Source organism: Streptococcus halitosis, assembly GCF_023147855.1.
Taxonomy (GTDB): Bacteria; Bacillota; Bacilli; order Lactobacillales; family Streptococcaceae; genus Streptococcus; species Streptococcus halitosis_B.
Window position 1 is genome coordinate 748,860 of the sequence record NZ_JAHXOP010000001.1, and the last position, 26,102, is coordinate 774,961.

At 41.5% G+C, this 26,102-nt stretch carries 23 protein-coding genes; 1 reads left to right on the forward strand and 22 read right to left on the reverse strand.

The annotated features are described in order from the left end of the window. Positions 1 to 35: 35 nt before the first annotated feature. From KZX55_RS03710 to KZX55_RS03805, 20 genes are all read right to left on the reverse strand, one after another. Complete coding sequence (locus KZX55_RS03710) at positions 36 to 1,166, reverse strand: ABC transporter ATP-binding protein (RefSeq protein ID WP_000229954.1); 1,131 nt, start codon at positions 1,164 to 1,166, stop codon at positions 36 to 38. A gap of 113 nt (positions 1,167 to 1,279) precedes the next feature. After that, positions 1,280 to 2,149, reverse strand: a complete 870-nt coding sequence (locus KZX55_RS03715; protein ID WP_248024598.1) for a helix-turn-helix domain-containing protein — start codon at positions 2,147 to 2,149, stop codon at positions 1,280 to 1,282. Between the two features lie 3 nt (positions 2,150 to 2,152). Continuing rightward, positions 2,153 to 2,539 carry a Mini-ribonuclease 3 gene (locus tag KZX55_RS03720; protein WP_248024600.1) on the reverse strand — a complete coding sequence of 129 codons (387 nt, stop codon included), beginning with the start codon at positions 2,537 to 2,539 and terminating at the stop codon, positions 2,153 to 2,155. Continuing rightward, positions 2,532 to 3,875, reverse strand: a complete 1,344-nt coding sequence (cysS, locus tag KZX55_RS03725; RefSeq protein ID WP_248024609.1) for a cysteine--tRNA ligase — start codon at positions 3,873 to 3,875, stop codon at positions 2,532 to 2,534. The genes KZX55_RS03720 and cysS overlap by 8 nt, the downstream gene beginning before the upstream one ends. A 17-nt stretch (positions 3,876 to 3,892) precedes the next feature. After that, on the reverse strand, positions 3,893 to 4,414 hold the full coding sequence (locus tag KZX55_RS03730; RefSeq protein WP_045634343.1) for a dihydrofolate reductase family protein: 522 nt from the start codon (positions 4,412 to 4,414) through the stop codon (positions 3,893 to 3,895). Positions 4,415 to 4,422: 8 nt separating this feature from the next. Beyond that, entirely contained in the window at positions 4,423 to 5,187 is a 765-nt protein-coding gene (locus KZX55_RS03735) for a nucleoside phosphorylase (protein WP_248024611.1), read from the reverse strand. 4 nt (positions 5,188 to 5,191) lie between these two features. Beyond that, positions 5,192 to 6,058, reverse strand: coding sequence for a GNAT family N-acetyltransferase (locus KZX55_RS03740; protein ID WP_248024613.1), 867 nt, complete (start codon positions 6,056 to 6,058; stop codon positions 5,192 to 5,194). Between the two features lie 11 nt (positions 6,059 to 6,069). After that, complete coding sequence (gene cysE, locus KZX55_RS03745; RefSeq protein WP_000539964.1) at positions 6,070 to 6,687, reverse strand: serine O-acetyltransferase; 618 nt, start codon at positions 6,685 to 6,687, stop codon at positions 6,070 to 6,072. A 15-nt stretch (positions 6,688 to 6,702) separates the two neighbouring features. Continuing rightward, positions 6,703 to 8,916 carry a polyribonucleotide nucleotidyltransferase gene (gene pnp, locus KZX55_RS03750; RefSeq protein WP_248024623.1) on the reverse strand — a complete coding sequence of 738 codons (2,214 nt, stop codon included), beginning with the start codon at positions 8,914 to 8,916 and terminating at the stop codon, positions 6,703 to 6,705. A gap of 450 nt (positions 8,917 to 9,366) precedes the next feature. Continuing rightward, positions 9,367 to 10,233, reverse strand: a complete 867-nt coding sequence (gene metF, locus KZX55_RS03755) for a methylenetetrahydrofolate reductase [NAD(P)H] (RefSeq protein WP_002877494.1) — start codon at positions 10,231 to 10,233, stop codon at positions 9,367 to 9,369. A 94-nt stretch (positions 10,234 to 10,327) separates the two neighbouring features. Next, positions 10,328 to 12,577: a 5-methyltetrahydropteroyltriglutamate--homocysteine S-methyltransferase gene (metE, locus tag KZX55_RS03760; protein ID WP_248024625.1), complete on the reverse strand. Its 2,250-nt coding sequence runs from the start codon at positions 12,575 to 12,577 to the stop codon at positions 10,328 to 10,330. Positions 12,578 to 12,929: 352 nt separating this feature from the next. Next, positions 12,930 to 13,223, reverse strand: a complete 294-nt coding sequence (locus tag KZX55_RS03765; RefSeq protein ID WP_248024627.1) for a helix-turn-helix domain-containing protein — start codon at positions 13,221 to 13,223, stop codon at positions 12,930 to 12,932. After that, complete coding sequence (locus KZX55_RS03770; protein WP_248025054.1) at positions 13,213 to 13,578, reverse strand: type II toxin-antitoxin system RelE/ParE family toxin; 366 nt, start codon at positions 13,576 to 13,578, stop codon at positions 13,213 to 13,215. Before KZX55_RS03770 ends, KZX55_RS03765 begins: the two co-directional genes overlap by 11 nt. A gap of 156 nt (positions 13,579 to 13,734) precedes the next feature. Beyond that, positions 13,735 to 14,100, reverse strand: coding sequence for a TIGR02328 family protein (locus KZX55_RS03775; protein ID WP_248024629.1), 366 nt, complete (start codon positions 14,098 to 14,100; stop codon positions 13,735 to 13,737). Continuing rightward, entirely contained in the window at positions 14,084 to 14,488 is a 405-nt protein-coding gene (locus KZX55_RS03780) for a YbgA family protein (protein WP_248024648.1), read from the reverse strand. Before KZX55_RS03780 ends, KZX55_RS03775 begins: the two co-directional genes overlap by 17 nt. 174 nt (positions 14,489 to 14,662) lie before the next feature. After that, positions 14,663 to 14,896: a hypothetical protein gene (locus KZX55_RS03785; RefSeq protein ID WP_049484308.1), complete on the reverse strand. Its 234-nt coding sequence runs from the start codon at positions 14,894 to 14,896 to the stop codon at positions 14,663 to 14,665. Positions 14,897 to 15,125: 229 nt separating this feature from the next. Then, positions 15,126 to 15,917 (reverse strand): alpha/beta fold hydrolase, encoded by a 792-nt coding sequence (locus KZX55_RS03790; RefSeq protein ID WP_248024658.1) that lies wholly within the window; start codon positions 15,915 to 15,917, stop codon positions 15,126 to 15,128. Positions 15,918 to 16,170: 253 nt separating this feature from the next. Continuing rightward, the gene (locus tag KZX55_RS03795; protein ID WP_248024660.1) at positions 16,171 to 18,015 is read right to left on the reverse strand and encodes a P-loop NTPase fold protein; all 1,845 of its coding nucleotides are present in this window, start codon (positions 18,013 to 18,015) and stop codon (positions 16,171 to 16,173) included. A gap of 113 nt (positions 18,016 to 18,128) precedes the next feature. Further along, a complete protein-coding gene (locus KZX55_RS03800) occupies positions 18,129 to 18,890 on the reverse strand; it encodes a DUF6261 family protein (RefSeq protein ID WP_248024662.1) in 762 nt (253 codons plus the stop codon). Between the two features lie 427 nt (positions 18,891 to 19,317). Next, entirely contained in the window at positions 19,318 to 21,951 is a 2,634-nt protein-coding gene (locus tag KZX55_RS03805) for a DEAD/DEAH box helicase family protein (RefSeq protein ID WP_248024671.1), read from the reverse strand. 132 nt (positions 21,952 to 22,083) lie between these two features. Here KZX55_RS03805 and KZX55_RS03810 point away from each other — a divergent pair, with 132 nt between their 5' ends. Beyond that, positions 22,084 to 22,701 carry a TVP38/TMEM64 family protein gene (locus tag KZX55_RS03810; RefSeq protein WP_248024673.1) on the forward strand — a complete coding sequence of 206 codons (618 nt, stop codon included), beginning with the start codon at positions 22,084 to 22,086 and terminating at the stop codon, positions 22,699 to 22,701. Between the two features lie 278 nt (positions 22,702 to 22,979). On the opposite strand, the gene scrK is transcribed toward KZX55_RS03810, so the two are convergent. Both scrK and KZX55_RS03820 read right to left on the reverse strand, forming a co-directional pair. Further along, entirely contained in the window at positions 22,980 to 23,867 is an 888-nt protein-coding gene (gene scrK, locus KZX55_RS03815) for a fructokinase ScrK (protein WP_248024675.1), read from the reverse strand. Between the two features lie 158 nt (positions 23,868 to 24,025). Then, positions 24,026 to 25,912, reverse strand: coding sequence for a sucrose-specific PTS transporter subunit IIBC (locus KZX55_RS03820; protein WP_248024682.1), 1,887 nt, complete (start codon positions 25,910 to 25,912; stop codon positions 24,026 to 24,028). Positions 25,913 to 26,102: the final 190 nt, after the last annotated feature.

The following is a 26,102-nucleotide window of genomic DNA, read 5'->3' on the forward strand; positions in this document are numbered from 1 at the left end:
AGATTTCTCTAGTAGTGTTTTGACATTTCATTTGCTTAGTAAACTGTTTTTTCAGTTTCTACGTCGAAGAAGTGTGCTTTGTTCAAGTCAAATCCAAGTTCAACTGTTGCACCTGTTTGCAAGTAGTCACGAGCATCCACTTTTGCAACAAATTCGTCTTTACCAACTTGGCAGTAAAGGTGAGATTCTGAACCAAGCAATTCTGATACAGAGATAGTAGCTTTGACAACTGATTCTGGGAATGTTTCAAGGAAAGCAGGCTCTGCATTCACGTCTTCTGGACGAATACCGAAGATCAATTCTTTTCCTTCGTAGCCTTTTTCACGAAGAACTTTCAAAGCACCTTCTGGAACTTTCAAGCGGAAACCGTCAGAAACAATTTCATTGCCTTCTAATTTCACATTGATGAAGTTCATAGCTGGGCTTCCGATAAATCCTGCTACGAACTTGTTAACTGGGTTTTTGTAAACTTCTTGAGGAGTACCGATTTGTTCTACACGTCCGATAGTACCTGTACCAGCAGGGTTTTTAGTTGCTGACATGATAACGATACGGTCAGCAAGTGTCATCGCTTCTGTTTGGTCGTGAGTTACGTAGATAGTTGTAGCTCCGATACGACGGTGGATTTTCGCGATTTCAGCACGCATAGATACACGAAGTTTGGCATCCAAGTTTGACAAAGGTTCGTCCATCAAGAACACTTTTGCATCACGGACGATGGCACGACCCATGGCAACACGTTGACGTTGACCACCTGAAAGGTCAGCTGGTTTACGATCCAAGAATTCTTTCAAACCAAGAATCCCAGCAGCTTCTTGCACACGTTTATCGATGTCTTCTTTGCTGTATTTACGCAATTTCAAACCGAAAGCCATGTTGTCATAAACAGTCATGTGTGGGTAAAGAGCGTAGTTTTGGAATACCATGGCGATGTCACGGTCTTTTGGAGCTACGTCGTTGACAACCACGCCATCGATAGATGCAGTACCTTCTGTGATGTCTTCAAGACCAGCAATCATACGAAGAGTCGTTGATTTACCACATCCTGAAGGACCTACGAAAACGATAAATTCTTTGTCTTTGATATCCAAGTTGAAGTCTTCAACTGAGTAGTGTTCGCTGTTTGGATATTTTTTGTAAATGTTTTTAAGATTTAATTCTACCATCGAGGTGAACTCCTTTTGTCTTTTGATAGTTTTATTATAGATGAAAACGCTTTACTTTTCTATGGCAAGGTGACCAAAAAAATAAAAAAGTTCTGTGCAACTTGCACAAAACTTTAAAGAATATCTGGTAAAATCAACTGATAACACAAGGTTAGATCCGTCAACTCCTTCAACTGAAGTCCTGTTAACTCTTCCCATTTATCAATCTTATATTGGAGAGAATTGCGATGTAGATAGAGTTGCTGGGCTGTTTTAGTTAGGACAGCACTATTTTCCCAAAGGGAGAGAATAATTTCCTGAATCTGATCCTGATCCAAAATCATCTGATGCAGGCATTCTTTAATGACTCTCAGTTCCACAAGTCTTTCCCCCATACTCCATAGATAGAGCTGTGAAAAGGTGTGTACACCTTGGTGACCTTGGCGCCACCAAGTCTTAAACAAATCTCGCTCCGCTTTGATCAAGTCTGATAGGGCTTGAGGACCTGTCTGAGACCAAACCTGGCCTAACATGATCGACAGACGAAGACCAAAGTCATACTCAACCGCTTCAATCGTATCGGATAAGATTGAGCGGACAGAGGTGTACTTATCTTGTTGAAGCACAAATACATAGTCCTGAGCACCGACCTGCAATACTGTCTGACAGTTGGGAAAAAGAGTCCGCATCATGTCTAGCCAAGAGGATAGATTTTCCTGTTGGTAATAAGACAGATGGCAATAAACCAGCTGAATTTTTTTAAATGCTTGCGGTGCCTGCCCCTTCCCCTCAATCAGATAGGGATACCAAGGATTGAGCGAACGAGCCTGCTCCTGCTGGGTCAAAAGGGCAACCAACTGCTTTTCACGCTCGCTGAGCCCAGCTTCCTCCAGTAGAATCCACTGCTGAGAAGCTAAAGGGAGAGTGAGATAGCCTGGTTTCTCTACTGGCTGATCTGAAATCTGAGCTTCAGGAAACCAGTCCTGTAATTCCTTTGCAATCATATTCTATCCCTCCACTTTTTGGATGCACCAAGAAATTATGGTCTCTAGACGCTCCACATTTTCAGTCAGATGGAGATAGCCCATCACTGCTTCAAAACCTGTAGACATGCGGTAAGTCACCACATCAGCATTTTTAGCCTTTGTATGACTATTGGTATTGCGACCACGTTTGTAGATTTCTTCTTCTTTTTCCGTCAGGACTTGCTCGTCCAACATGAGGGCAATCAAACGAGCCTGAGCCTTGGCAGATACATACTTAGTCGCCTCTTGGTGGAGTTTATTGGGCTTGGTCATGCCTTTGAGGATGAGGTGGCGACGAATATACATGGAGTAAACTGCATCTCCCTCAAAAGCTAGCGCAATCCCGTTAATGAGATTGACATCAATCACGAGTCCACCTCACTCCATCCTTGGTGTCAAGAAGCTTAATTCCTTGATCCGCTAATTGATCACGGATTTGGTCCGCTGTCGCAAAGTCACGATTCGCACGCGCCTCTTGACGTTTTTGGATTAAGGCTTCGATCTCAGCATCCAAAACTTCCTCAACAAAGACAATCCCAAAGACTTCCAACATAGCCGCAAGAGCTTCCTTAACACTTGCATCATAGTTGCCGGAGTTGATCCACTTGGCCATTTCAAAGACAACTGTGATACCATTTGCGGAGTTGAAATCCTCATCCATAGCGGCAACAAACTTATCTTTAAAAACCTGTAACTCTTGAGCATCTACAGTCCCAGAAAATGGTTGTTCGTAAGTGTTCTTCAGATATTTGAGATTAGTCTCGGCGTCTCGCACTGCTTTTTCCGTAAAGTTGATAGGCTTGCGGTAATGCTGAGTCGCAAAGAAGAAACGCAACACTTGACCATCAAGAGTTTTAAGGGCATCGTGTACGGTTATAAAGTTGCCCAAGGACTTAGACATCTTGACATTGTCGATATTGACAAAGCCATTGTGCATCCAGTAGTTAGCAAAAGTCTTGCCTGTTTTTGCTTCTGACTGGGCAATTTCATTGGTGTGATGCGGAAACTCAAGGTCGGCTCCACCACCGTGGATATCAATGGTATCTCCCAAAATCTCTGTCGACATGACTGAACACTCGATATGCCAGCCCGGACGACCAGTTCCCCAAGGACTGTCCCAAGAAATCTCGCCTGGTTTTGCAGCTTTCCAAAGGGCAAAGTCTACAGGATTTTCCTTGCGAGCCGTTTCTTCATCGGTACGACCTGAAGCACCCAGCTCCAAATCTTCCAAAGTTTTATTGGCTAACTTAGCATAGTTGTGAGATTTTTCCACGCGGAAGTATACATCTCCTTGACTCTCGTATGCATAACCTTTTTCAATCAAGTCAGCGACAAAACGAATGATATCAGCCATAAACTCCACTACACGCGGATGGCGAGTCGCAGGTTTGACGCCCAAAGCTGTCACATCCTCACGAAAGGCAGCGATGTACTTGTCCGCAACCTCTTGAGGCGTGATGCCTTCTTCCTTGGCACGGTTGATAATCTTATCATCTACGTCTGTAAAATTGGAAATATAATTGACATCAAATCCCCGATACTCAAAATAGCGACGAACTGTGTCAAAAGCTACTGTTGAGCGGGCATTGCCGACATGGATATAGTTATAAACCGTTGGCCCACAGACATACATGCGAATCTTTCCTTCTTCGATTGGGACAAATTCTCGCAAATCACGAGACATGGTGTCATAAATTTTAATCATGCGGTCCACTCCCTTCTCTATTTCTGACTTTTTCGGCTGAAAACCAGCTCTGCAAAAGGGCCAAATTGTCTGAGGCTATCCAGTTGGTAAAAGCGCTGCCCTTCCTCTTGGGTAAAGAGGGGAACCCCCTTTCCTAGGATAAGGGGTGCTATCTGAATAATGAGGTGGTCGAAAAGATCCGCATCCAAGAGCGGTCCTACCAAGGAATTACCACCAATCACAAAGACATTTTTGCCTTTGTCAATCTGGTGAACAAAGTCCACCACATCCCCAGCTACTGGCTGGTAATTGCTGACAGGCAGGTGCCTATCATGCGTAAAGACATAGTTTTCCGTAGCTTTATAAAAACTTTCTACATCTTGCAAATCTTGGATTTCCTCAAAGGTCCGCTTGCCCATGATGGTGATATCCATTTGCCTGTAAAAGTCATCATAGCCTGTATCCTCTACAGAACCAAGCTGATGCAGCCAGTCTATCCTGTGCTGGCTGTCTGCCAAGTAGCCATCCATGGTGATACAGCCGTAAAAATATACTGCCATTCTTGTAGTTACCTTTCTAGTTCCTTTGCTATTGTCAAAGCGATAGTGAAAAAAGTCATGGCATCAGCTGTCCGCTCTTCATGGCGGGCATCCCAGGTTCGGTTATGATGATCCACATAGTCAGCTGTGTAGAAGAATTGATAGACTTTTGCTTGTCGAAATTGTGCCCAAGCCATGATTGCTGAAGCTTCCATATCCACAACAGTCGCACCTGCTGCTAATCTACGTTTGACCTTATCGGCTGTTTCACGATAGAAAGCATCTGTGGTCCAAGCCTTTGTTCGAATGTGCTCAATGCAAGATTTATTCAAAGCTTCTTCCATGGTTAAGAGCAAAGTTTCGTCATAAGCTATCTCATCACTTGCAGGAGCGTAATGATAACTTGTACCTTCATCACGTAGAGCTGAACTTGGTAGGATAATCTTATCTGCCTGAATAGACTGATCTAGAACTCCGCAAGAACCCAACACAATAAAGTTCTTAAATCCTCTTGCTTTGAGTTCTTCTAAGAGTCCAACAACCATCGGGGCTCCAATCGTAGCTATAGCAACTGCTACCTTACTCCCATCTTTTTCATAGATATACCATGGAAATCCACCATTTAGATTGGTTAAATAGCCACCTTCGTAAACATCTTCACACTGCTTTACTCGTTCAACGATTTCTCCATTAAAAGATAAAATAATCGTGTCACAGATTTCTCCACCACCACGAATACTTCGATCAGTTGGTTCGATAACAGCAGGTACATTTTCGAATTCTTCTAATAGCATTTTTCTACTCTTTCTCATTCAGATAAACTACCTGTGTCTGTTTGACAAAGCCGATTTTTTCATACAAGCGCTTGGCACCTACGTTGCTGTCCTCTACTGCAATCTGAAATTCCTTATCATTTTGCTCAATCAGTTGGTTGACTAGGGATTTTGCTAAATAGCTTCCGTAGCCTTTGCCACGTTCAAGTTCTGATATTGCTAAACCGTAGAAGTAATTCGTATTAGTCGATAAATCTACCGTGCAAGTCCCAATAACCTGACCGTCTTTTAATAAAATATATAGGTGACTTTCTGGATCTTTCAGAGCTTCAGCGACATATCTATCCTCAACTTCTCTCGATTCAGGTTCCTCTGAAAATGCCTGAAATTTTAACTGACTAATTTGATCTTGATACGAACTATCTGCTAACAAAACTTCAAGATTGGAAATCTTTTCTAACGGATAAGGTCTTCTATCCTTACCTAACCAGGTTTCTGTCTCTTCATCCTCGACCAATCCCCAGTTGCTGACAAAATCAGGATGACGCTCTAGAAAAATACGTTCTGTCTGAAAAGTAACTGAACGAATAGGGAAAGAAGCCGTTTCTTTCTCAAAACTCGTAAACAAAGCACGCGCAATTCCCTGACGGCGATGATTTGGATGAACCAGTATCGTCACTTCCACATCTTGGTCATCAGCATAGACAGTTAATAGACCAACAAGTTCGCCTTTTTCATAATAAAGGAAAAAGGCGGGCATGTTTGGGTCAAAATTAAGCATGTTAGAAAGATAGGGATCACGATAAGTTCCATCATAGGCTTGACAACAGTTAATTAGTTTTTTCGCCTCAGATAACTCCTCTTGGCTTAACTTATTTCTTGCTTGAATCATATAGGTATCCTCTACAACCCCGACGATCTGTGACTGGCTTCTCTAGCCTGCTCTAGTTTATTGACGTAGTACTCCCGTTTTTCTTCGACTTCGTGGATCGTTGGTTCATCCTTCTGTCCATGAACGCGAACAATCTTAGCTGGAATACCGACAACTGTCACATCACTAGGTACGTCTGCCACGACTACTGCAGCAGCACCGACTTTGGCATTTTCACCGATTTCTACCGGTCCGATAACTTGGGCATGAGCCGATATGAGAGCTCCTTTACGCACAGTCGGATGGCGTTTGCCAACATCCTTCCCTGTTCCACCAAGAGTCACTCCGTGATAGAGAAGAACGCCTTTTTCAACAATCGCCGTCTCTCCAATCACCAGACCTGAACCATGGTCAATAAAAACACCTGATTCTATCTGAGCACCCGGATGAATCTCGATTTGAGTCCAAAAGCGCCAAAACTGACTGTGCATCCGAGCTAGGAGTTTGAAGCCGTGCTTCCATAGAAAATGCGAGAGACGGTGGGCAGCTAAGGCCTTGACACCTGGATAAGTCAGCAAAACTTCCAAACTGTTGCGTGCCGCTGGATCATTTTCTTTTACAATATCAATGGTTTCGCGCCACCATCCCATACATTTCTCCTTTTCTTATTCTGAATCTTTTGGTGTTTCTGTAAATTCTTTCTTAGGTTTGTGGTCCTTGTGATGACGTGGACGGTGAGGTCGCTCAGACTTTTCACCTTTTTCATCATGCTCAGGTTTTGGCGGACGAGGAAGAAGTGCCTTCATAGAGGCATCGATACGACCTTTTTCATCAATCTTGATAACCTTAACATCGACTTCATCACCGATAGCTACCAAGTCCTCGACACGGTTGGTGCGAGTCCAAGCCATTTCAGAAATGTGCACAAGTGCATCTGTCTTATCAAAGAGGTTGACAAAGGCGCCAAATTTCTCGATACGAACAACCTTGGCATGGTAAACTTCATCCACTTTGGCTTCACGAACCAAACCAGCAATGATTTCTTTGGTACGGTTAATGGCATCTTGGTCGCTTGAGTAGATAGATACATTACCTTCTTCATCGATATCAATCTTAACGCCTGTTTCAGCGATAATTTTGTCGATGGTTTCTCCACCCTTACCGATGACAATCTTGATCTTGTCGACATCAATCTTGATGGTATCAATTTTCGGTGCAGTTGGAGCCAATTCTGGACGAACTTCTGGAATCGTTGCTTCAATCACATCAAGGATTTCAAAACGAGCTTTCTTGGCTTGAGCAAGAGCTTCTGTCAAAATTTCTGCAGTAATCCCTTGGATCTTGATATCCATTTGAAGGGCTGTAATCCCGTCACGAGTTCCGGCAACCTTAAAGTCCATATCTCCAAAGTGGTCTTCCAAACCTTGGATATCTGTCAATACTGTATAGTTATTTCCATCTGAGATAAGACCCATGGCAATACCAGCTACTGGTGCCTTGATTGGCACACCACCAGCCATAAGGGCAAGCGTTCCCGCACAGATAGATGCTTGAGATGAAGAACCATTTGATTCCAAAACTTCTGCTACTAGACGAATAGCATATGGGAATTCTTCCAAGCTTGGCAAGACTTGAGCAAGAGCACGCTCACCGAGAGCACCGTGACCAATCTCACGACGACCAGGCGCACCGTAACGACCAGTTTCCCCTACAGAGTATTGAGGGAAGTTATAGTGGTGCATAAATCGTTTCTTGTACTCTGGATCCAAACCATCGATGATTTGCGTTTCTCCCATCGGAGCCAAGGTCAAAACTGAAAGAGCCTGAGTTTGTCCACGAGTGAAAAGACCAGAACCGTGCACACGAGGAAGGAAGTCAACTTGCGCATCCAAAGGACGGATTTCATCGACCTTACGACCGTCAGGACGCACCTTGTCTTCTGTAATCAAACGGCGCACTTCAGCATGTTCCATTTGTTCCAAGATTTCAGCCACATCACGCATGATGCGTTCAAATTCTTCATGGTCTGCATATTTTTCTTCGTAAACTGCTGTTACTTGGTCTTTCACTGCTTGAGTTGCAGCTTCACGAGCCAATTTTTCTTCTACTTGGACCGCTTTTTGAAGATCACTGTTGTAGGCTGCGATGATTTCAGCTTGCAAGTCAGCATCTACATGAAGCAATTCCACTTCTGCTTTTTCTTTACCAACTGCCGCAACGATTTCTTCTTGGAAGGCAATCAATTCTTTGACAGCTTCATGTCCTTTGAGAAGAGCTTCCAACATGATTTCTTCTGACAATTCTTTGGCACCAGACTCAACCATGTTAATAGCGTGTTTGGTACCAGCTACTGTCAATTCAAGAAGAGAGCGCTCTGCTTGTTCTTGAGTCGGGTTGATGATGATTTGACCATCCACATAACCTACTTGTACCCCAGCGATTGGTCCGTCAAATGGAATATCTGAGATAGATAGTGCCAAGGATGAACCAAACATAGCTGCCATTGGTGCAGATGCATTTTCATCATAAGAAAGCACGGTGTTGATCACTTGCACTTCGTTACGGAAACCTTCCGCAAACATCGGACGGATTGGACGGTCAATCAAACGCGCTGTCAAAGTCGCATCTGTTGAAGGACGTCCTTCACGTTTCATAAAGCCACCAGGAAACTTCCCAGCCGCATACATTTTTTCTTCGTAGTTGACTTGGAGTGGGAAGAAATCCCCAGTTGCCATCTTCTTAGACATCACGGCTGCAGTCAGTACAGTTGACTCACCGTAACGCACGACAACAGAGCCATTTGCTTGCTTAGCAACCTGACCAGTCTCTACGATCAACTCACGACCCGCAAAAGTCGTTTGAAACACTTGTTTTGTCATTTTAATCCCCTTTGGATTGATGAAATTATACGCCTTGCCTACAAAGATCAAGATACTAAGGTCGCAAAAAGCAAAGTAAAAATAGGAAACTGGCGAAGTCTTCGATGAAGACAAGACAGTTTATCTTTTTTACACAGCTTTTCGGCCGAGTTCAATTACTCATGATAGCATAAATTGATGCAGTGTGCGATGCACACCAGGAAATCTATCTTTTTCACTAGGGATTTAGCCCGTGTTCAACTATCTAAATACTTTGAAAAGTTTAAAAATATTATTCTTTAGCATTTATACCTTTTATAGCAGATTTGAATAGCTAGGAATCTGTTTATACCCTCATCTTTGTATCAAGTACGTACAGAGTCTATTTTATCATATTTTTCTTAAAAAGTGCGGGCTTTTCTATTAAAAAGGAACCATTCCCCTCACCTGAGAAGAATGGTTTGCTTTTTATTATCCTAAAGACTGATGGTTAAACAAGGCATGGGTTGCTTGGTGGATGTATTTTGCTGTTTCAGCATTGTTCATGGTGTAGAGATGCACACCTGCGACATCCTGAGTAACCAAGTCCACGATTTGGTCTACTGCATAGGCAAGTCCTGCTGCTCTGAGCGACTCAGGGTCATGCTCATACTTGTCTAAGATGGCCTTAAATTTACGCGGAAGATGGATATTCTCACAAGTCTTCAAGAGACGAAGCGCTTGATTACGGTTAAGAATAGGCATGATTCCCGCATGAATAGGAACATCAATCCCTGCCAAGGTACACTTATCTTGAAAATCGTAGAAGCGCTCATTGTCAAAGAAAAGTTGCGTTACGAGACTTGAACAGCCTGCGTCCACTTTCTTCTTGAGATTTTGAATATCTGAGATTTGGTTTGGCGAGTCAGGATGCCCTTCAGGATAACAAGCTCCAATAATATCAAAGTGAGGGGCTTGTTCCTTGATGAACTCGATCAAATCCGTTGCGTAGCGGAAATCCTTTTGTGGCTCCACATCAGGGATAATATCCCCACGCAAGGCCAAGATTTTCTGTACCCCAACCTTATCCAAGTCTGCAATGGTTTCAGCAACTTTGTCCTTGGTCAGATAGATAGCTGGCAAGTGGGCAATGGTTGGAATCGCCAAGTCATTCTGGATAAAGTCGGCCAAACGAACCGTTGTTTCCTTGATATTAAATTTATTATTGCTGGCAGTCACACTGATAAAGTGCGGTGTCAGCTCCCGCATATCCTGCAAGGCTGAAATAATTTTATCATTACCCACAGCTGGGTTTGGAGGGAACACTTCAAATGAAAGTGACGGAGTTTGGCGTGACATAGTCATTATCCTTTTCTTTTTGATTTCATGATTGCTGAGCCAGCTAGGGCCAAGCAGTTCCTTGATCAGTCAGTGTCAAGAGAGAAATCTTATCTTACAATTTCTCACGCGCAGCTTTTGCTGCTTCGACAAGGCGGATCAAGCTTTCTTTTGTTTCTGGAATACCACGTGTTTTCAAACCACAGTCAGGGTTAATCCAAACTTTCTTGCTTGGAACTTTGGCAAGAATAGCATCGATTGTGTGGTCGATTTCGCCTTCATTTGGCACACGAGGTGAGTGGATATCGTAAACCCCAGGTCCCACTTCTGTTTGGAAGTTTTTCGCTTTGAGTTCGTCCAAGATTTCAAGGTTTGAACGGCTTGCTTCAAAGGAAATAACGTCCGCATCCATGTTGTCGATAGCTGGGATGATATCTGTAAATTCTGAGTAACACATGTGAGTGTGGATTTGAGTATCTGGCGCAACTGTTGAGTGTACCAAGCGGAAGGCAGGAATAGCCCAGTCAAGGTAGTCTTCGTACCAGTCGCTACGACGGAGTGGCAATTTCTCACGAAGAGCAGCCTCGTCGATTTGGATGATTTTCACACCTGCAGCTTCAAGGTCAAGAACTTCATCCTTGATGGCAAGAGCGATTTGAAGAGTTGAGTCCTTGATAGAGATGTCTTCACGTGGGAATGACCAGTTAAGGATGGTAACAGGTCCTGTCAACATACCTTTAACAGGTTTGTCAGTACGGCTTTGTGCGTAGCTAGACCATTTCACAGTGATAGGGTTGAGACGAGTCACATCACCCCAGATGATTGGTGGTTTCACCCCACGCATACCGTATGATTGTACCCAACCATTCTTAGAGAAGAGGTAACCTGACAAGTTTTGACCGAAGTACTCAACCATGTCGTTACGCTCGAACTCACCGTGTACAAGCACGTCAAATCCAACTTCTTCTTGCCATTTGATCCATTCGTCGATAGTTTCAGCAAGGAAAGCATCATATTCTTCTTGTGACAATTCACCCTTACGGTAAGCCAAACGTTTGGCACGGACTTCCTTAGTTTGAGGGAATGAACCGATTGTTGTTGTTGGAAGGGCTGGAAGTTTAAAGGCTTCTTCTTGGATGGCTTCACGTTCCGCAAAGGCTGGCAAACGAGTGTAGTCAGCGTCTGTCAATCCAGCGATGCGCGCACGAAGTTCTGCATTTTCACCCACACGCTCAGTCGCAAAGAGTTCTTTGTTAGCTGCAAGTGCTTCTGCACCTTGACCATTGCGGATAGCATCCAAATCACGAATCTCATCCAATTTTTCAACTGCAAAAGCAAAGTGGTTCAAGATAGCTGGTTCAAATTCTTCGTTAGCAGTTGTAAATGGCACATGAAGAAGTGAGCATGAGCTTGTCAAGACAATGTTTTCAGCTGGAATTTGCTCAAGAACAGCCAAGCTCTTTTCGTAGTTGTTGCGCCAGATGTTTTTACCATTGACGATACCTGCATAGAGAGTCTTGTCAGCTGGGAAGCCACCTTTAACGAGTTCAAGAGTTTTCTTACCTTCAACGAAGTCCAAACCAATGGCATCAACTGGCAAGTTTACAAGATCAGAGTAGACGTCACGAACGTCACCGAAGTAAGTTTGAAGCAAGACTTCAAGACCTTTTTTGTCAGCCAAGAGTTTGTTGTAGAGGTTCAAGAAGAGAGCTTTTTCTTCAGCTGTCAAGTCTTTGACAAGAGCTGCTTCGTCGAGTTGGATGCGAGTCGCACCAAGCTCCGCCAATTTTGCAAAAACTTCTTGGTATGCAGCTACTAAGCTGTCTACGAAGTCTTCTGCTTTCACGCCTTCTTCAAAGTCTGACAATTGAAGGAAAGTGAATGGACCTACAAGAACAGGACGAGTGTTAAGACCAAGTTCTTTTGCTTCTTGGAACTCATCAAAGATCTTGTGACCTGCCAATTTTACTTGAGTGTCTTTTTCAAATTTAGGCACGATGTAGTGGTAGTTGGTGTTGAACCATTTCTTCATCGGAAGGGCACGAACATCCCCTTTTTCTCCTTGGTAACCACGTCCCAAAGCAAAGTAGCGCTCAAGGTCAGACAAGTCCAAGTTTTGAACGGAAGCAGGTACCACATTGAAAAGGAAAGCAGCATCTAGGAAGTTGTCATAGTGAGAAAAGTCATTTGAAGGGATTTCAGTGATGCCTTTTTCTTTGACAATGTTCCAGTGTTTAGCACGCAATTCTTTTGCTGCTGCCAAGAGTTCTTCTTCTGAGATTTCTTTTCTAAAGTATTTTTCAGTTGTAAATTTCAATTCGCGGAATTCACCCAAACGAGGGAAACCGATGATCGTAGTTGACATGATGTGTCCTCCAAAATTTGTTGTTGAAACTATCTTAACAGAAAAGAAACTGTCTGTATAATTGTAAATAATTAGGCTTTGATATAGTTTGAAACTATATCACTCTTTTGGACAAAAGAAAAAGACTTGAGACCAGCGTCTCAAATCCTTTGTATTGCTTGTTTTATGGCTGTATTTTAGTTGGAATTCTCAAACGAGCTATTGATGATTCTCATAAGTGACTATGGCTTGCTATTAGAAAAGACTATAGGTTGGGTTTCTTTTGTAATTCTGATATTCCCCTGAAAAAGTGCGGACGGGAGGTAAAATTGTTCTGTGGATGATTTTAGCCAACCAAGTAATTTCATCTCTATCAACTTTTTTCCTGTTCAAGTGGGACGACTGCTAGTGTCTTTCCTAAACTGGCTAAGACTTTTAAGACCGTATCCAACTGAGGACTGGTCTTTCCTGTCTCCATCCTAGCTATAACAGGCTGGCTCACTCCACTGAGTTCTTCTAGTTTTTTCTGACTGATACCTTGCTCATGTCTAGCTTCTATCAACTCACTCATGATAGCTACTCGCATATCGCTTTCAAGAATTTCTTCCTTGGTAAAGAGTTCTGTTCGGACATCCTTCCAATTACTTCCAATGGTACTATTCTTCATCACTTAACCCTCTTTCTTTTATGTCCTTCAGTTCACGCTTGGCTTTTTCAGTTTCTCTCCTAGGAGTTTTCTGATTCTTTTTGACAAAATGATGTAAGAGAACAAAACTCCCATCAAGCCATGCTACAAATAAAATCCTATCCGTCAGAGGTCTTAGTTCCCAAATCTCATCTTCCAAATGTTTGATATAGAGTTCACCAGCTCTAGTCCCATGCTGACTAAGCAACTCGATATAGTCGTTTAGTTTGTTCAGTTTAATGCGACTATCCTTACTCTTCTTTCTAGCCAATTCTCTCATATAATCTAAGACTGGCTCATTTCCATTTTTGTCCTTATAGAAGTAAATTGTATGCACCAAGCAAACTCTTTTCAATTTAATTATAACTTAAAAGTTATTAAAAGTAAATCCTAATACTCATAAAAAGAAGACCTTAGAAAAACTCTAAAGGTCTCATCTTTATTATTCGAAAAAATGACGAGAAGAGTTATAATGTGGAGCTAATCCTGACTCTTACTCCAGCTCAATGCCTTTCTCTCGGAGATTAGCCAGACACTCCTCATAGTATTCTGCATCATGCTCACTATAGATGGGCTTGCCTAGCTTCTCCTCTGCTAAGTCTTCATAAGGAGGACAGGTCTTGCCACGATAGTTCTTGTCCAGCCACTCTGGACTGACATTGTAGCCACGGTCAGCCATCTCCTCCATGATCAAGTGATGATAGGCATAGAGACGATAGGGCAAGTGAGTAAAGACATAGTCCACCGTCGCATGCTTTCTCCCCCAGCCATTGCCACGCAATGCGCAACACTCTCGATGTTGCCCCAAAAGCTGCGGACGGGGAAGTTGTGAAATCAAAGCCTCATGCCAAAGTCTCATGGGAGTCTCCTTTCAGTAAGGTCGAATGTTGCAAGTAGGTATTGGGATAGCGATTCAGCAACTCTCGAGTCTTAGCAATCAAGTCTTCCTTGGAAACCTGACCAAAGCGGTAGCGATCCAGCAAGAGCATATAGTCCTTACGCTCGGCATCTGTCGCTTTCTTTTTGAAATAGCCCCATATATGCTGAAAGGCATTGCAAACCTGACCTCTATGCTCAGGGATTTGACAGGCACGGTCGATCAGTTCCTGAACATGACTTACCTCCACCACTTCATTCTTCAAGTATTGGCGAATCTCATTGTAAATATTGCTGGAATGGCTCAAAACGAGGTATTTGTTTCTAGCCCAGAGTTGCTGACACTGGGATTTTTGATTAGTTTGTTCCATTATTCTCCTTACTTTCTATCAGTTTCCAGGAAACATGGAAACAAAATTGTAAATTAATTTTTTAAGAAAATGTATTATCTTTCTATTTTATCATATTTTCACTGCTAAAAATTAACTTTGGTATAACGGTTAAAAATAAGCAATGAATTAGAAAAAATCCCAAATTTTAAAATCCTAATTCCTACGTCTATGTTCTCCATCTATTTCTTCTACAAATTTAAATCCTTTTAATTCCAGTTGCTCAAGTTTCGGACGAATCTTTCTAATAACATCCTCCCTATAATCTTCAAATTCATGAGGAGGTTCAAAAGCGTATTTTTCTATCCAAAGAGTATAGGTCATATTTTCTGGAATTTTATCAAAGTCAAAATAATTTCCACTGTAGAAAGAATCTCTTGGAATTTCCAAAATGATAAAAATTCCTTATCTCCAAAACAATCTATCGCATTTCATATACTGCTATCCCATGACTTAATTTGCCCAAATTTATTAACTACACTGAGATAAGTCAATAGGAAGATTTCTTCTCCTACCTACAGTTCTCGTGCAAGTTTTATAGGTTCTATCTCTTAAAAACTTATAAATTGCTAAGTTCAACAAACTAGGATTTGTCGATTTTACAGTAGTTACAATATCTTTATAGCCATTTATTTATATATTTCCTTATTAAATCATTTACTTCATCAGGATTATCTTGATTTGAATTATGAGCGGCATTTTTAATAATATGTAGTGGGTATCCTTCCCTTTTGTGCCACTCTCTTGTATACTGCGACACTTTACCAACCTTATCGTTCTCCCCAAGTAAAAGTATTACAGGACATTTCAAATTTATTTCATGATTTTCAGGAATAAATGCTGCTTCACCTATCCACATCAAATGGCATAGTTCCCTTTTACTATAGATTGAGAGCATAAGTTTCATACTGTTCTGAGTATACTCAGAAACACCACAACCTTTTGCCATAAAATCTCTTAGCATTTTATCTGGGTATAGTTTACTTAGCCACTCAATCTGGTTTAACCAAAACATATCTGATTTGCTATAATAATTTCCAAAAGGAACGCTATCTATAGAAATAAAACCTATTGCTTGTTCTTGATGTTCTTCTATGTAATATTGAGCTATCATTCCTCCAAGTGATTGCCCAATAAATATTGCCGATTTAACATTCTCTGTTTTTAATATAATTTCCAGTTCTTGCGTCACTAATTTGTAATTAAACGTACTGTATGGTCTGGACTCTCCGTGACATGGGCAATCCCAAACAATAATATTGAAATCCTTTTTAAATTCATCTACTTGTTTATCATATAATCTATGATCAGCTGTCAATCCAGGAAGCATTACAATGCATGGTTTTTCGACATTTTCATTAGTCCAATAATACGTATTTCCTTGTTCCGATTCCACACTTTTTTTAATCATCCTATCTCTCCACAAATTCCAATTTATCTACACTGCTTTAATCTTCTCATTTATCAATTCAATAAATACTATCACAATCACTCCATTAAATAAATATATTATCTTTTCTATTTTATCATATTCCTAGAAAAACCACTTGAACTAGGGAGGACGAGTGGGAGCGAAATTTAACACGAGAAAAGGGTACAAGCATGAAGAATATTACTAAAAGGAGAACATACTAACCAATTATCCTTTAAAACTCATAGATTGCCTACCAGTATTCCCTATCTATTTTCTCCTCAAATGTAAATCCTTTAGCTTCCAATTGCTCAAGTTGCGGCTGAATCTTTTCAATGACAGACCTATTCTTTTTCATTTTATCTTGATTTTCACCCATCATAAGAAAATATTTTTTGTTTCTAGGAACAACATCAAAACAGTAATAACCCAATCCATTTGAAAGAATTCCTTGAAATTCCCAAAATACTAAGAACTCTCTGCCTCCAAACTGCTCCATGGCATCCCAAATACTTCTATTCCAACTTTCAAATTCATTAAATTTTTCAATTGAACTAAGATAGGTCAAGAGAAAGAAATCTTTTCGTCTTAGCTTAGCGAAATTTTCATTATTAATTTCTAAGTTTGAATAGTGACGACCCAAATCATAGAAGGTCAGCACTCTATGTTTTTCCATAAAATAAAGTATCTCAGACGGATCCAAACCTTCTTTTCTCAGAATACTTTCCCAGAAATTCACAATTCTACCTATTATTTCCTCACTTAAAGGACTATTCCTCTCATATCGGGGAATTTCTTCATTTAACTTTTCTGCAACAATATAGTCCATTGCAGGGCTATTATAAGATTTAAGAGATTCCTGTATAGTCATACGTAGTAGTTTAGCTTTCTGATTTTCAGAAAAAGATTTATATTCACTTGAGAGATATTGATAAAAATCAGTCTTATGATTCCCCTCTCTTAGTTCTCTTGATAATTCCTGACTATCTGTCTCAAGTAATGTATCCATTTCCTCTTTTGTACGATTTAGAGATTCTTCATAAAGAAAATAGGCCGAGCCATTCATTTTATAGCTTGGTGGATATTGGTTAAGATCTGATTGTTGAATGTCTGACAGTATTTCTTGTATGCTTCGTCCAAACTTGAACAGCCATGTAAAACTAATTTTTTCATCATCCTTGACTTTTATTTCTTCAGCCTTTAATAATTGTTTATATAATTCAGGATAAAAAAGGTAGGTATAGATAATCCAAAGTTGCTGTTCCTCCTGAACATGTCCTAATTTACCCCTTGAAAAGAATTCTTGATTGACATAGTCATTAAAATGATTTCTATCTCGCAAATTTCTATTTTCAAAGCTGAACCTTTTCCAAAAATCATCTGACAATCTCGTACTAAATTTCTTTCCTAGCAACTCAAAATAATCTTGCCAAATATTTGATGGGTGAAGAACAAATGGTAGTTCTATCCGTCTATCAATAATTTTAGAGAGGAAATTATTGTCGTTAAGATGCACTTTCTCAATATCTCCAACAAAAACAATTGGAATCTTGCCATTAAGCAAGCTAAAAATTTTATAACTCTCCTCTTGTTGTTTGTTAGACATTCGATCAAAATCATCAATAACTAATACTTTTCGAGATAATGATAGACATTTAGAAGTTAGTAAACAACTGTAAAAACCATCTGATTTGATTTTAAAAAATTGATAGATTGCTACTAATAAAACAATACTCCCAATAATTAATTTAACACAAAAAGATTCAAAAAAAGAACTTAAACCCAAATCAACTACATTAGTCATTAAGATAGAAACTGCGACACATAAAACTATGAAAATCCTTAAAAGGCTATATACCAACGGGTGTAATTTTGAAAAAACAATCTCAATCGTTGAGCGGTTATCGTTTAATCTCCAAAAGTCTATCGTAACTAATTTTTTATTAGTATTCTTACCAACTTCAACTAGAAATTCTGTTTTTCCAGAACCCCAGTTCCCATTTAAGAAATAAGTTTTATTTTCTTCAAGTAATTTAGCAACATTTTTAGCTGCTACTGAAGTATCAAAGTGCTTTAATGTAATAAATCTATCATCCATAGTATTTCTTTCTAAAAAACAAAATATTTCATAGCGCCTACTTTTATAAAAATTATACCACGAATCAACCAAAAAACGCCTTTAGATAATAATATATCTAAAGACGTTTATTTTTATCCAGCTACTTGTTCTGCTTCTTCTACTTTTACTTTTTTCTCCTTCTTGTTCGAACCAGTCAATCGTCGTTTACTATCTCGAATTGTATTTAGGTCTTTAAGAAGTTTGGTCAGGTGTTCCTTTTCAGGATAGGCTTCTGCACTGGCTGCGGTATAGCGCATAAAGAGGTCGTAGATACTAGTTAGTTCGGTACGGACTTGTCTGGTCTTGCCGACTTCCTTAGCAGACTTATGCGCACGCGCCTGACTTTCCACTTGATCATACTCCTCCTGCGCATTTACCACCGCCGTCAGCATAGGTGTTAGTCCTAGGTTGGTAACTGCCTCGTGATAAGGTGTTTCACTAAGCGTTTTGAGCAGACTTTTGATTTCTGCCGTTTCTACATCGTTACTGTGCTTGGTGATGTCCTTGTACTTGGCAAAGACTGGTTTCAAGGTCTCATGGGCTTCTTTAAGTTTGGTCTCCTTGATCTTAGCAAAGCCACGATGAAGAGTAAAGAGACCGACTAGGGCACTGTCACGATTGCGATCGACTTCGGTCAGGTTCGTCGCCTCTTTCTTTTCTACAATAGCGAGTTGGCCTTGGAAGTCTGCTAGCCTGCTCTTGAAGGAATCAAGGTGCTTACTATACATAGTCTCGTCTTTATGCGCCTTAGCAAAAACTTCTAGTAGTTGACCCGTATCTACCATGAGACTTTCAAACTCGCGGTTGGTAAAGTTGGTATAGCTTAGCGGATGGATAGTGAATGTTTTTGTCATGATGATAACCTTTCTTTTTTCATTATTTCAAAAAGGAGTTTTCCCTTAAATTTATAAATCCATTCTAACAGTTACTTTAAAAGATTTGTCCCCCTTCCTCTGAACTGTCAATATTTCCATCTAAAATGTACTTCTCAGGGCAAATCTTTTATTTCCAAAACAAAAAATCTCTATCTGACTGGAAACATATCTGTCTGTCAGCTAGAGACTCTTACTATTTTTAGATTTTAACTCTTCTAACTTTAGAATACATCTAAACTTTAGGAAAGACGACTATTCGAAAGCTCGAAGACTTCAAAACTTTCTCAGCTAGACCATTCGAAGCTTAGATTGCTCATAAATTTATGTATTTCTTGTCATTCTAAGTTTAGAATGCATATAAACTTTAGTAAATTCATATCTTCGAAACTTCGAATAGCTACCTCCCCTACTCCAATCGGCTTTTAACCTTCTTCTTAGTCAAGGTACGGTCATTTTTGTTAGAGAGTGCTTTGATACGAGCTTCTAGAAGGATTTTCCGTCCGGCCTCTGTTCGTGTGTAGACGAGGCGATAGCGTCCGATAGTTGGCGTCAGAAAGTCGAGGAATTTCTGTGCTTCTTCCTTGCGCTTGTCAAAAAGACTTGGCACGACATAGTAAAGTGACTGACCTTGCCGGACTTTCTCTGCCTTCAAGAGATAGCGCTGGTTGTCCACTGGAGCAAAGAATTCTCCCACAGTCTGCGCAAACAATTCCTTATCTCTCATACTACCTCCCTTGAGATAGGCGAAAACCAAATAATTTTCCTTATCCTTCTCTACCTGAACACGAGATTGGTCATCTGTTAGATGCCCCGAATCTAGCAGAGCCTTTCGGATCTGCTCACCCAGAGATTGCAAACGTTTATAGGGACTCTTATAGCAGAGGTAGCGCCAAGATGCAAAGGCCAAAAAGAGGAGACAAGCTGCTGTAAGCCACCAAACTCCAGTCAGTCTCATTCTAAACAGCAAAACCAATAAATCCACTGCTAACAAGAGCAATGACATGCGAACCCATTTTAATGCATCAAGCAAGAGCATGACTGGGACCTTCTGTTTTTGAGTCGCGACTTCTGTAACTATCTCAAATTGATCCGCTACAACAAGAGCTTCCTGCCATTTTTGTCTCAAGCCTGCTCGATCCTTGGAGAGACTCTTAACTCGCTCATTGTACTCACTAATTTGCTTTTTCTTAAAAGGGGGCTTTGGAAAATCCAAACGATCCAAACCGGTCTCAATACTCTCCTGATTATAGGCCAATCCAAGAAAATGCTCCATCCGTCGCGACAAGGTCTGCAGATCCTGATTGCTCTCTGGTCTAGGCTCCTCACCAGGAAGAGTGATAAGTGCTTGCGCTTGAACGGCTACCAGATGCCAGATGTTGCTGGTCTTTTCTGGACGTCCCGACCAGATACGAATGGCACGCCCGCGCATCTGGTTACTCAGCATAAAGCTCCCCACAAAGCTTCCGAGGATTAGGGAATTAACACAAGGAGCATCCCAACCCTCTCCGAGGAGAGATTTAGTTCCGACTAGGACTTGAATCCGCCCTCGTTGAAAAAGCTCCGTCACTGCCGCTACGATTCCCTTAGCTGAGCTCGGAAAACCAACCTGCACATAATCTTTTGGATCCAAGTGACTAATAGATGAGAAACTAAGTGGAACCTGAGGCAAGAGTTCCTTCAACTCTGCTGCCACATCGGTAGGCAAAATAACGACACTACCTGACAAGACAGCCAAAGACACAGGTATCTCTTGCTCCTGAGCTTTTCGACGAATGCTTTCAAAATAAGGGAGAACCCCCAACTGAGAAATGGTTACTTGATCATCTCCCAGATAGGTGGCAAAATCCTTGCGAATATAGTCAGCTAGTACTAACTGTCTCAGTTCCTGACCTAGACTCTCATACTCTGTCAAGAAGATATCGGCAATGGCAGACAACTTCCCCAGAGATTGGGTTAAAAGTTGGTCAGAAGCCTTGGACTTAACTAGATAAACCTGATGTTTTTCCACCAACCCACGCGCCTTCAAGTCAGCCTCTAACTTTTTCCTATATCCATCTGGATCCTCATACCAATCTGGTGTCTGATAGAGTATGCTCTGCAACAGCGTCTCCAGCCAGTAGGAGGTCAATGCTGGAAGCTTCTGGGTTCCCAGTAAATTTTGCAAAGAGGGAGGAATCGTTAACCCCTGAGAATGCATATAAATCAACATAGCTGACAAGTACTTGGGATCTTCTAAGAGAAAATCAGATGAAATATCCCCTTTGAGGACCTTAGACCCTGCCACAAATGTTTGAAAATCAGGAGCGACTATAAGGTGATGAATATAGTCCCACTTAGTCTCCTCAAACCGTTTGAGACGTTCCGCCTCTTCAGCTGTTGGTGAACACATATAGACAAAATCCTGATGAGGGCAAAGAGTGTCTTCCTTGACTAGTTCAGGTACCGTGATTTCTTGATCGATCTCCCCACACATACGGATATAGCGTTCCCAGAGTTCAGGCTCGCTGTCATAAGGTGGTGTCGCTGTCAGGGAGATGACTTGCAGCGGTTCATACTGCTTGCGAAAGGCTTCCAGACTTTTCCACCATTCATTGCGCAGGTGGTGGCATTCGTCCAAGCAAAGAGTCGCAACTTTCTGAGCTCTTAGACTTGCAAGCAAATCAAACCCCACAAAATCCTCTGCTTCTCCATCTTCTTGTGATTGCAATTGGTTCATGGCGCTATGAAAAGCCTGATAGGTCACAATCGTTAATACCTTCATCTCCTTTAAGTTTTGGGACACGAGGTCTGAAAGCCTCTGACCATCCTCTAGAAAAGCAGTTTGGATCCTATCTACCCATTGTTCACGAATGGTGACAGTCGGAACTAAGATGAGGGCTGGGTTGCCAAAACGAGCGATTAGCTCGATACCAATGGTTGTCTTTCCAGACCCTGGAGCAGCCACTAGATGAACATGACCGTCTGCTTGATAGTCCTGAAAACGATCCAAGACCTGTTTTTGATATTGGCGCCAGCTTCCTTTAAAGTTTAAACCTAACATGATACCCCTCATTCTATACCGTCATTTTCTTATTCTCATTTTACCACACTTATTTCTCCAGTCAGATAATCCAGATAGTTTTTCTCCATAAAATATGGTATAGTAGAATCATACTATCTATGAGGAGTTTACATGTCACAGGATAAGCAAATGAAAGCTGTTTCTCCCCTTCTACAGCAAGTCATCAATATCTCATCTATCGTCGGGGGAGTCGGCACCTTGATTTTCTGTATTTGGGCCTATCAGGCTGGAGTGTTACAGTCCAAGGAAACACTATCGGCCTTTATCCAGCAAGCTGGGGTTTGGGGGCCACCACTCTTTATCTTTTTACAGATCCTACAAACCGTCGTTCCGATCATTCCGGGAGCTTTGACCTCAGTGGCTGGGGTCTTTATTTACGGCCACATCATCGGGACTATCTATAACTATATCGGCATCGTGATTGGCTGTGCCATTATCTTTTACCTGGTGCGCCTCTATGGAGCTGCCTTTGTCCAGCCCGTCGTCAGCAAGCGCACCTATGACAAGTACATCGGTTGGCTAGATAAGGGCAATCGTTTCGAGCGGTTTTTTATCTTTATGATGATCTGGCCTGTTAGCCCAGCTGACTTTCTCTGCATGCTGGCTGCCCTTACCAAGATGACCTTCAAACGCTATATGATTATCATCATTCTGACCAAGCCCTTTACCCTAGTGGTTTATACTTATGGTTTGACCTATATTATTGATTTCTTCTGGCAGATGTTTTGAGAATAGAAAATAGCCTGATACTAAATATACTTTGGTATGGAAATCATGCCTATTTGTCGATAGTGAAGCGAGAACTAACCTAGCCTTTCCGCCGTGATAAAAACACCTGAAATCTCATGGTTTCAGGTGTTGGGAAACTTTGAGACATTAGGCTCAAAGTTTCGATATGGAATTTCGAAGAAAGTCGCTACCGTCCTTAATCACTTAAGGAAAGGCTCAAAAAAATTGTCTTCAAACAAAAAATCCGTTTGGTTTCCCAAGCGGATTGTTTGTTTGTTTTATTTTGCGACACTCTTAGCAAGGACAAAGTTTCCAAGTGTGGCAGAACCATTTCCAGCGACTGCTGGAGTCACGATATAGTCACGCACGTCTGGTACTGGTAGGTAGCCATTGAGAAGAGCTGTAAATTTCTCACGTACACGGTCCAGCATGTGTTGTTGGGCCATAACCCCACCACCAAAGACGATCACATCTGGACGGAAAGTCACAGTAGCATTGACCGCAGCCTGAGCGATATAGTAGGCTTGGACGTCCCAAACAGAGTTGTTGAGCTCAATGTTTTCACCACGAACACCTGTACGAGCTTCTAGACTTGGACCAGCCGCAAAGCCTTCCAAACAGCCTTTGTGGAAAGGACAAACGCCATTAAATTCTTTTTCGATATCCATTGGGTGTTTGGCTACATAGTAGTGACCCATCTCAGGGTGACCTACACCACCGATAAACTCACCACGTTGGATAACACCTGCACCGATACCTGTACCAATCGTGTAGTAAACCAAGTTTTCGATACGACCACCAGCATTGTTACGAGCCACTACTTCACCATAGGCAGAGCTGTTTACATCTGTGGTGAAATACATAGGTACGTTGAGGGCACGACGAAGGGCACCAAGTAGGTCTACATTTGCCCAGTGAGGTTTTGGAGTCGTTGTGATAAAGCCATAGGTTTTTGAATTTTTGTCGATATCGATGGGACCGAAGGAACCGATGGCAAGACCTGCAAGATTATCGAATTTTGAAAAGAACTCGATGGTTTTATCGATGGTCTCGATAGGAGTTGTTGTAGGAAATTGTGTTTTTTCTACAATGTTAAAATTTTCATCTCCGACAGCACAGACAAACTTTGTACCGCCCGCTTCTAAGCTTCCATATAATTTTGTCATGATAAACCTCTTATCTTTATTTTCTCTATTATAGCACATTTTAAAGGGCTAGATTTCTCAATATTTTAGATTTTCCTCTGTAAATCTTACCATTCAAGTAAAAACGAACAAACATGATATTTGTTCGTTTTGTTTTTAGATCTGATTTTCGAAGAGGACTAGGCTTTCACTTCGATGATAGCGTCACCCTTGACAACTGAACCGCTTGCGACTGGTGTCACAGAAGCGTAGTCTGCTGTGTTGGTCACGATAACCATTGTTGTGTCGTCAAGACCAGCAGCAGCGATTTTGTTTGAGTCAAATGTTCCAAGAACGTCACCAGCTTTGACCTTGTCGCCTTGAGCAACCTTTTGTTCAAAGCCTTCACCGTTCATAGTCACCGTATCGATACCAACGTGGATCAAGATTTCAGCTCCGTTAGTTGTCTTCAAACCGTAAGCATGTCCTGTAGCAAAGGCGATTGATACTTCTGCATCAGCTGGTGCGTAAACCACGCCTTGGCTTGGTTTTACAGCAATCCCTTGTCCCATTGCACCACTTGAAAAGACTGGGTCGTTAACATTCTCAAGAGCAACTACATCCCCAACAATTGGAGTTTGGATTGTTTCATTTTGAGGAGCTACTGGAATGTTACCAGTTGTTTCTTCTTGAACCAAACGTTCTGTCGCTACTTCAGAAGCAACTTCTTTTTCATCCTCGTAACCAAACATGTAAGTAAGGGCAAAACCAAGAACGAATGATACAGCTACCATAAGAAGGTATTGGAACAATTGACCGTTACCAACGTACAACATTGTACCAGGGATGATGGTGATACCATTACCAGTACCAGCAAGTCCAAGGATAGAAGCCAATCCACCACCGATAGCACCAGCGATCAATGAAAGGAAGAATGGTTTACGAAAACGTAAATTTACCCCGAAGATAGCAGGCTCTGTAATACCGAGGAAGGCAGAAAGAGCAGCTGGGAAAGCAAGTGTTTTCAGTTTAGGATTCTTCGTTTTAACACCAACGGCAACAGTTGCAGCCCCTTGAGCTGTCATCGCTGCAGTGATGATGGCGTTGAATGGGTTCGCATGGTCCGCAGCAAGCAATTGCACTTCAAGCAAGTTGAAGATGTGGTGTACACCTGATACGACGATCAATTGGTGAACCCCACCGATGACAAAACCACCAAGACCAAATGGCAAGGCAAGAATTGCTTTTGTTCCAAGAAGGATGTAGTTTTCAACAACGTGGAAGACTGGTCCGATGACAAAGAGTCCAAGGATAGACATGACCAAAAGTGTCACGAACGGTGTCACCAAGAGATCCAAGACATCTGGAACCACTTTGCGGAGAGCTTTTTCAAACTTGGCTCCGACCACCCCAATGATGAAGGCTGGAAGAACGGAACCTTGCAAACCAACAACAGGAATGAAGCCAAAGAAATTCATAGCTGTTACTTCACCACCTGATGCTACAGCCCAAGCGTTTGGAAGCGAACCAGAAACAAGCATCATACCGAGGACGATACCAACAGCTGGGTTACCACCGAATACGCGGAAGGTTGACCACACAACTAAACCTGGCAAGATGATGAAGGCTGTATCTGTGAGGATTTGGCTGTAAATGGTAACATCTTCTGGAAGTGTCATTCCAAGAGCGTTCAAGAGTCCACGAAGACCCATGAAGAGACCAGTTGCTACGATAACTGGGATGATTGGCACAAAGACGTCACCGAAAGTACGGATAGCACGTTGGAACCAGTTTCCTTGTTTAGCAGCTTCTGCTTTCATATCTTCTTTAGAAGATGTTGGCAAACCAAGTGCAACCACTTCATCGTACATCTTATTTACTGTACCAGTACCAAAGATGATTTGGTATTGACCTGAGTTAAAGAAAGCTCCTTGAACTTTATCCAAGTTCTCAATCACTTCCTTATTGATTTTCCCTTCATCTTTGACCATGACACGTAGACGAGTCGCACAGTGGGCTACACTGTTGACATTTTCACGTCCGCCGAGGGCTTCGATGACTTTTTTTGCAATATCCTGATTGTTCATTTGCAAAAATCTCCTTATAAAATTTTGTTCTTGTTTGAAAGCGATTTTATTCGCCCTACGACTATTATTTTATCACGTTTTCAAAATATGTCAAGCGTTTTGCAGAAATTTTTATTCCCTTTCTTTTTTCTCTGATTACTTTTGCTCGTTTTTGAGGGAAATTCTCTTTTTCCTCAAAAAAATATCTTTA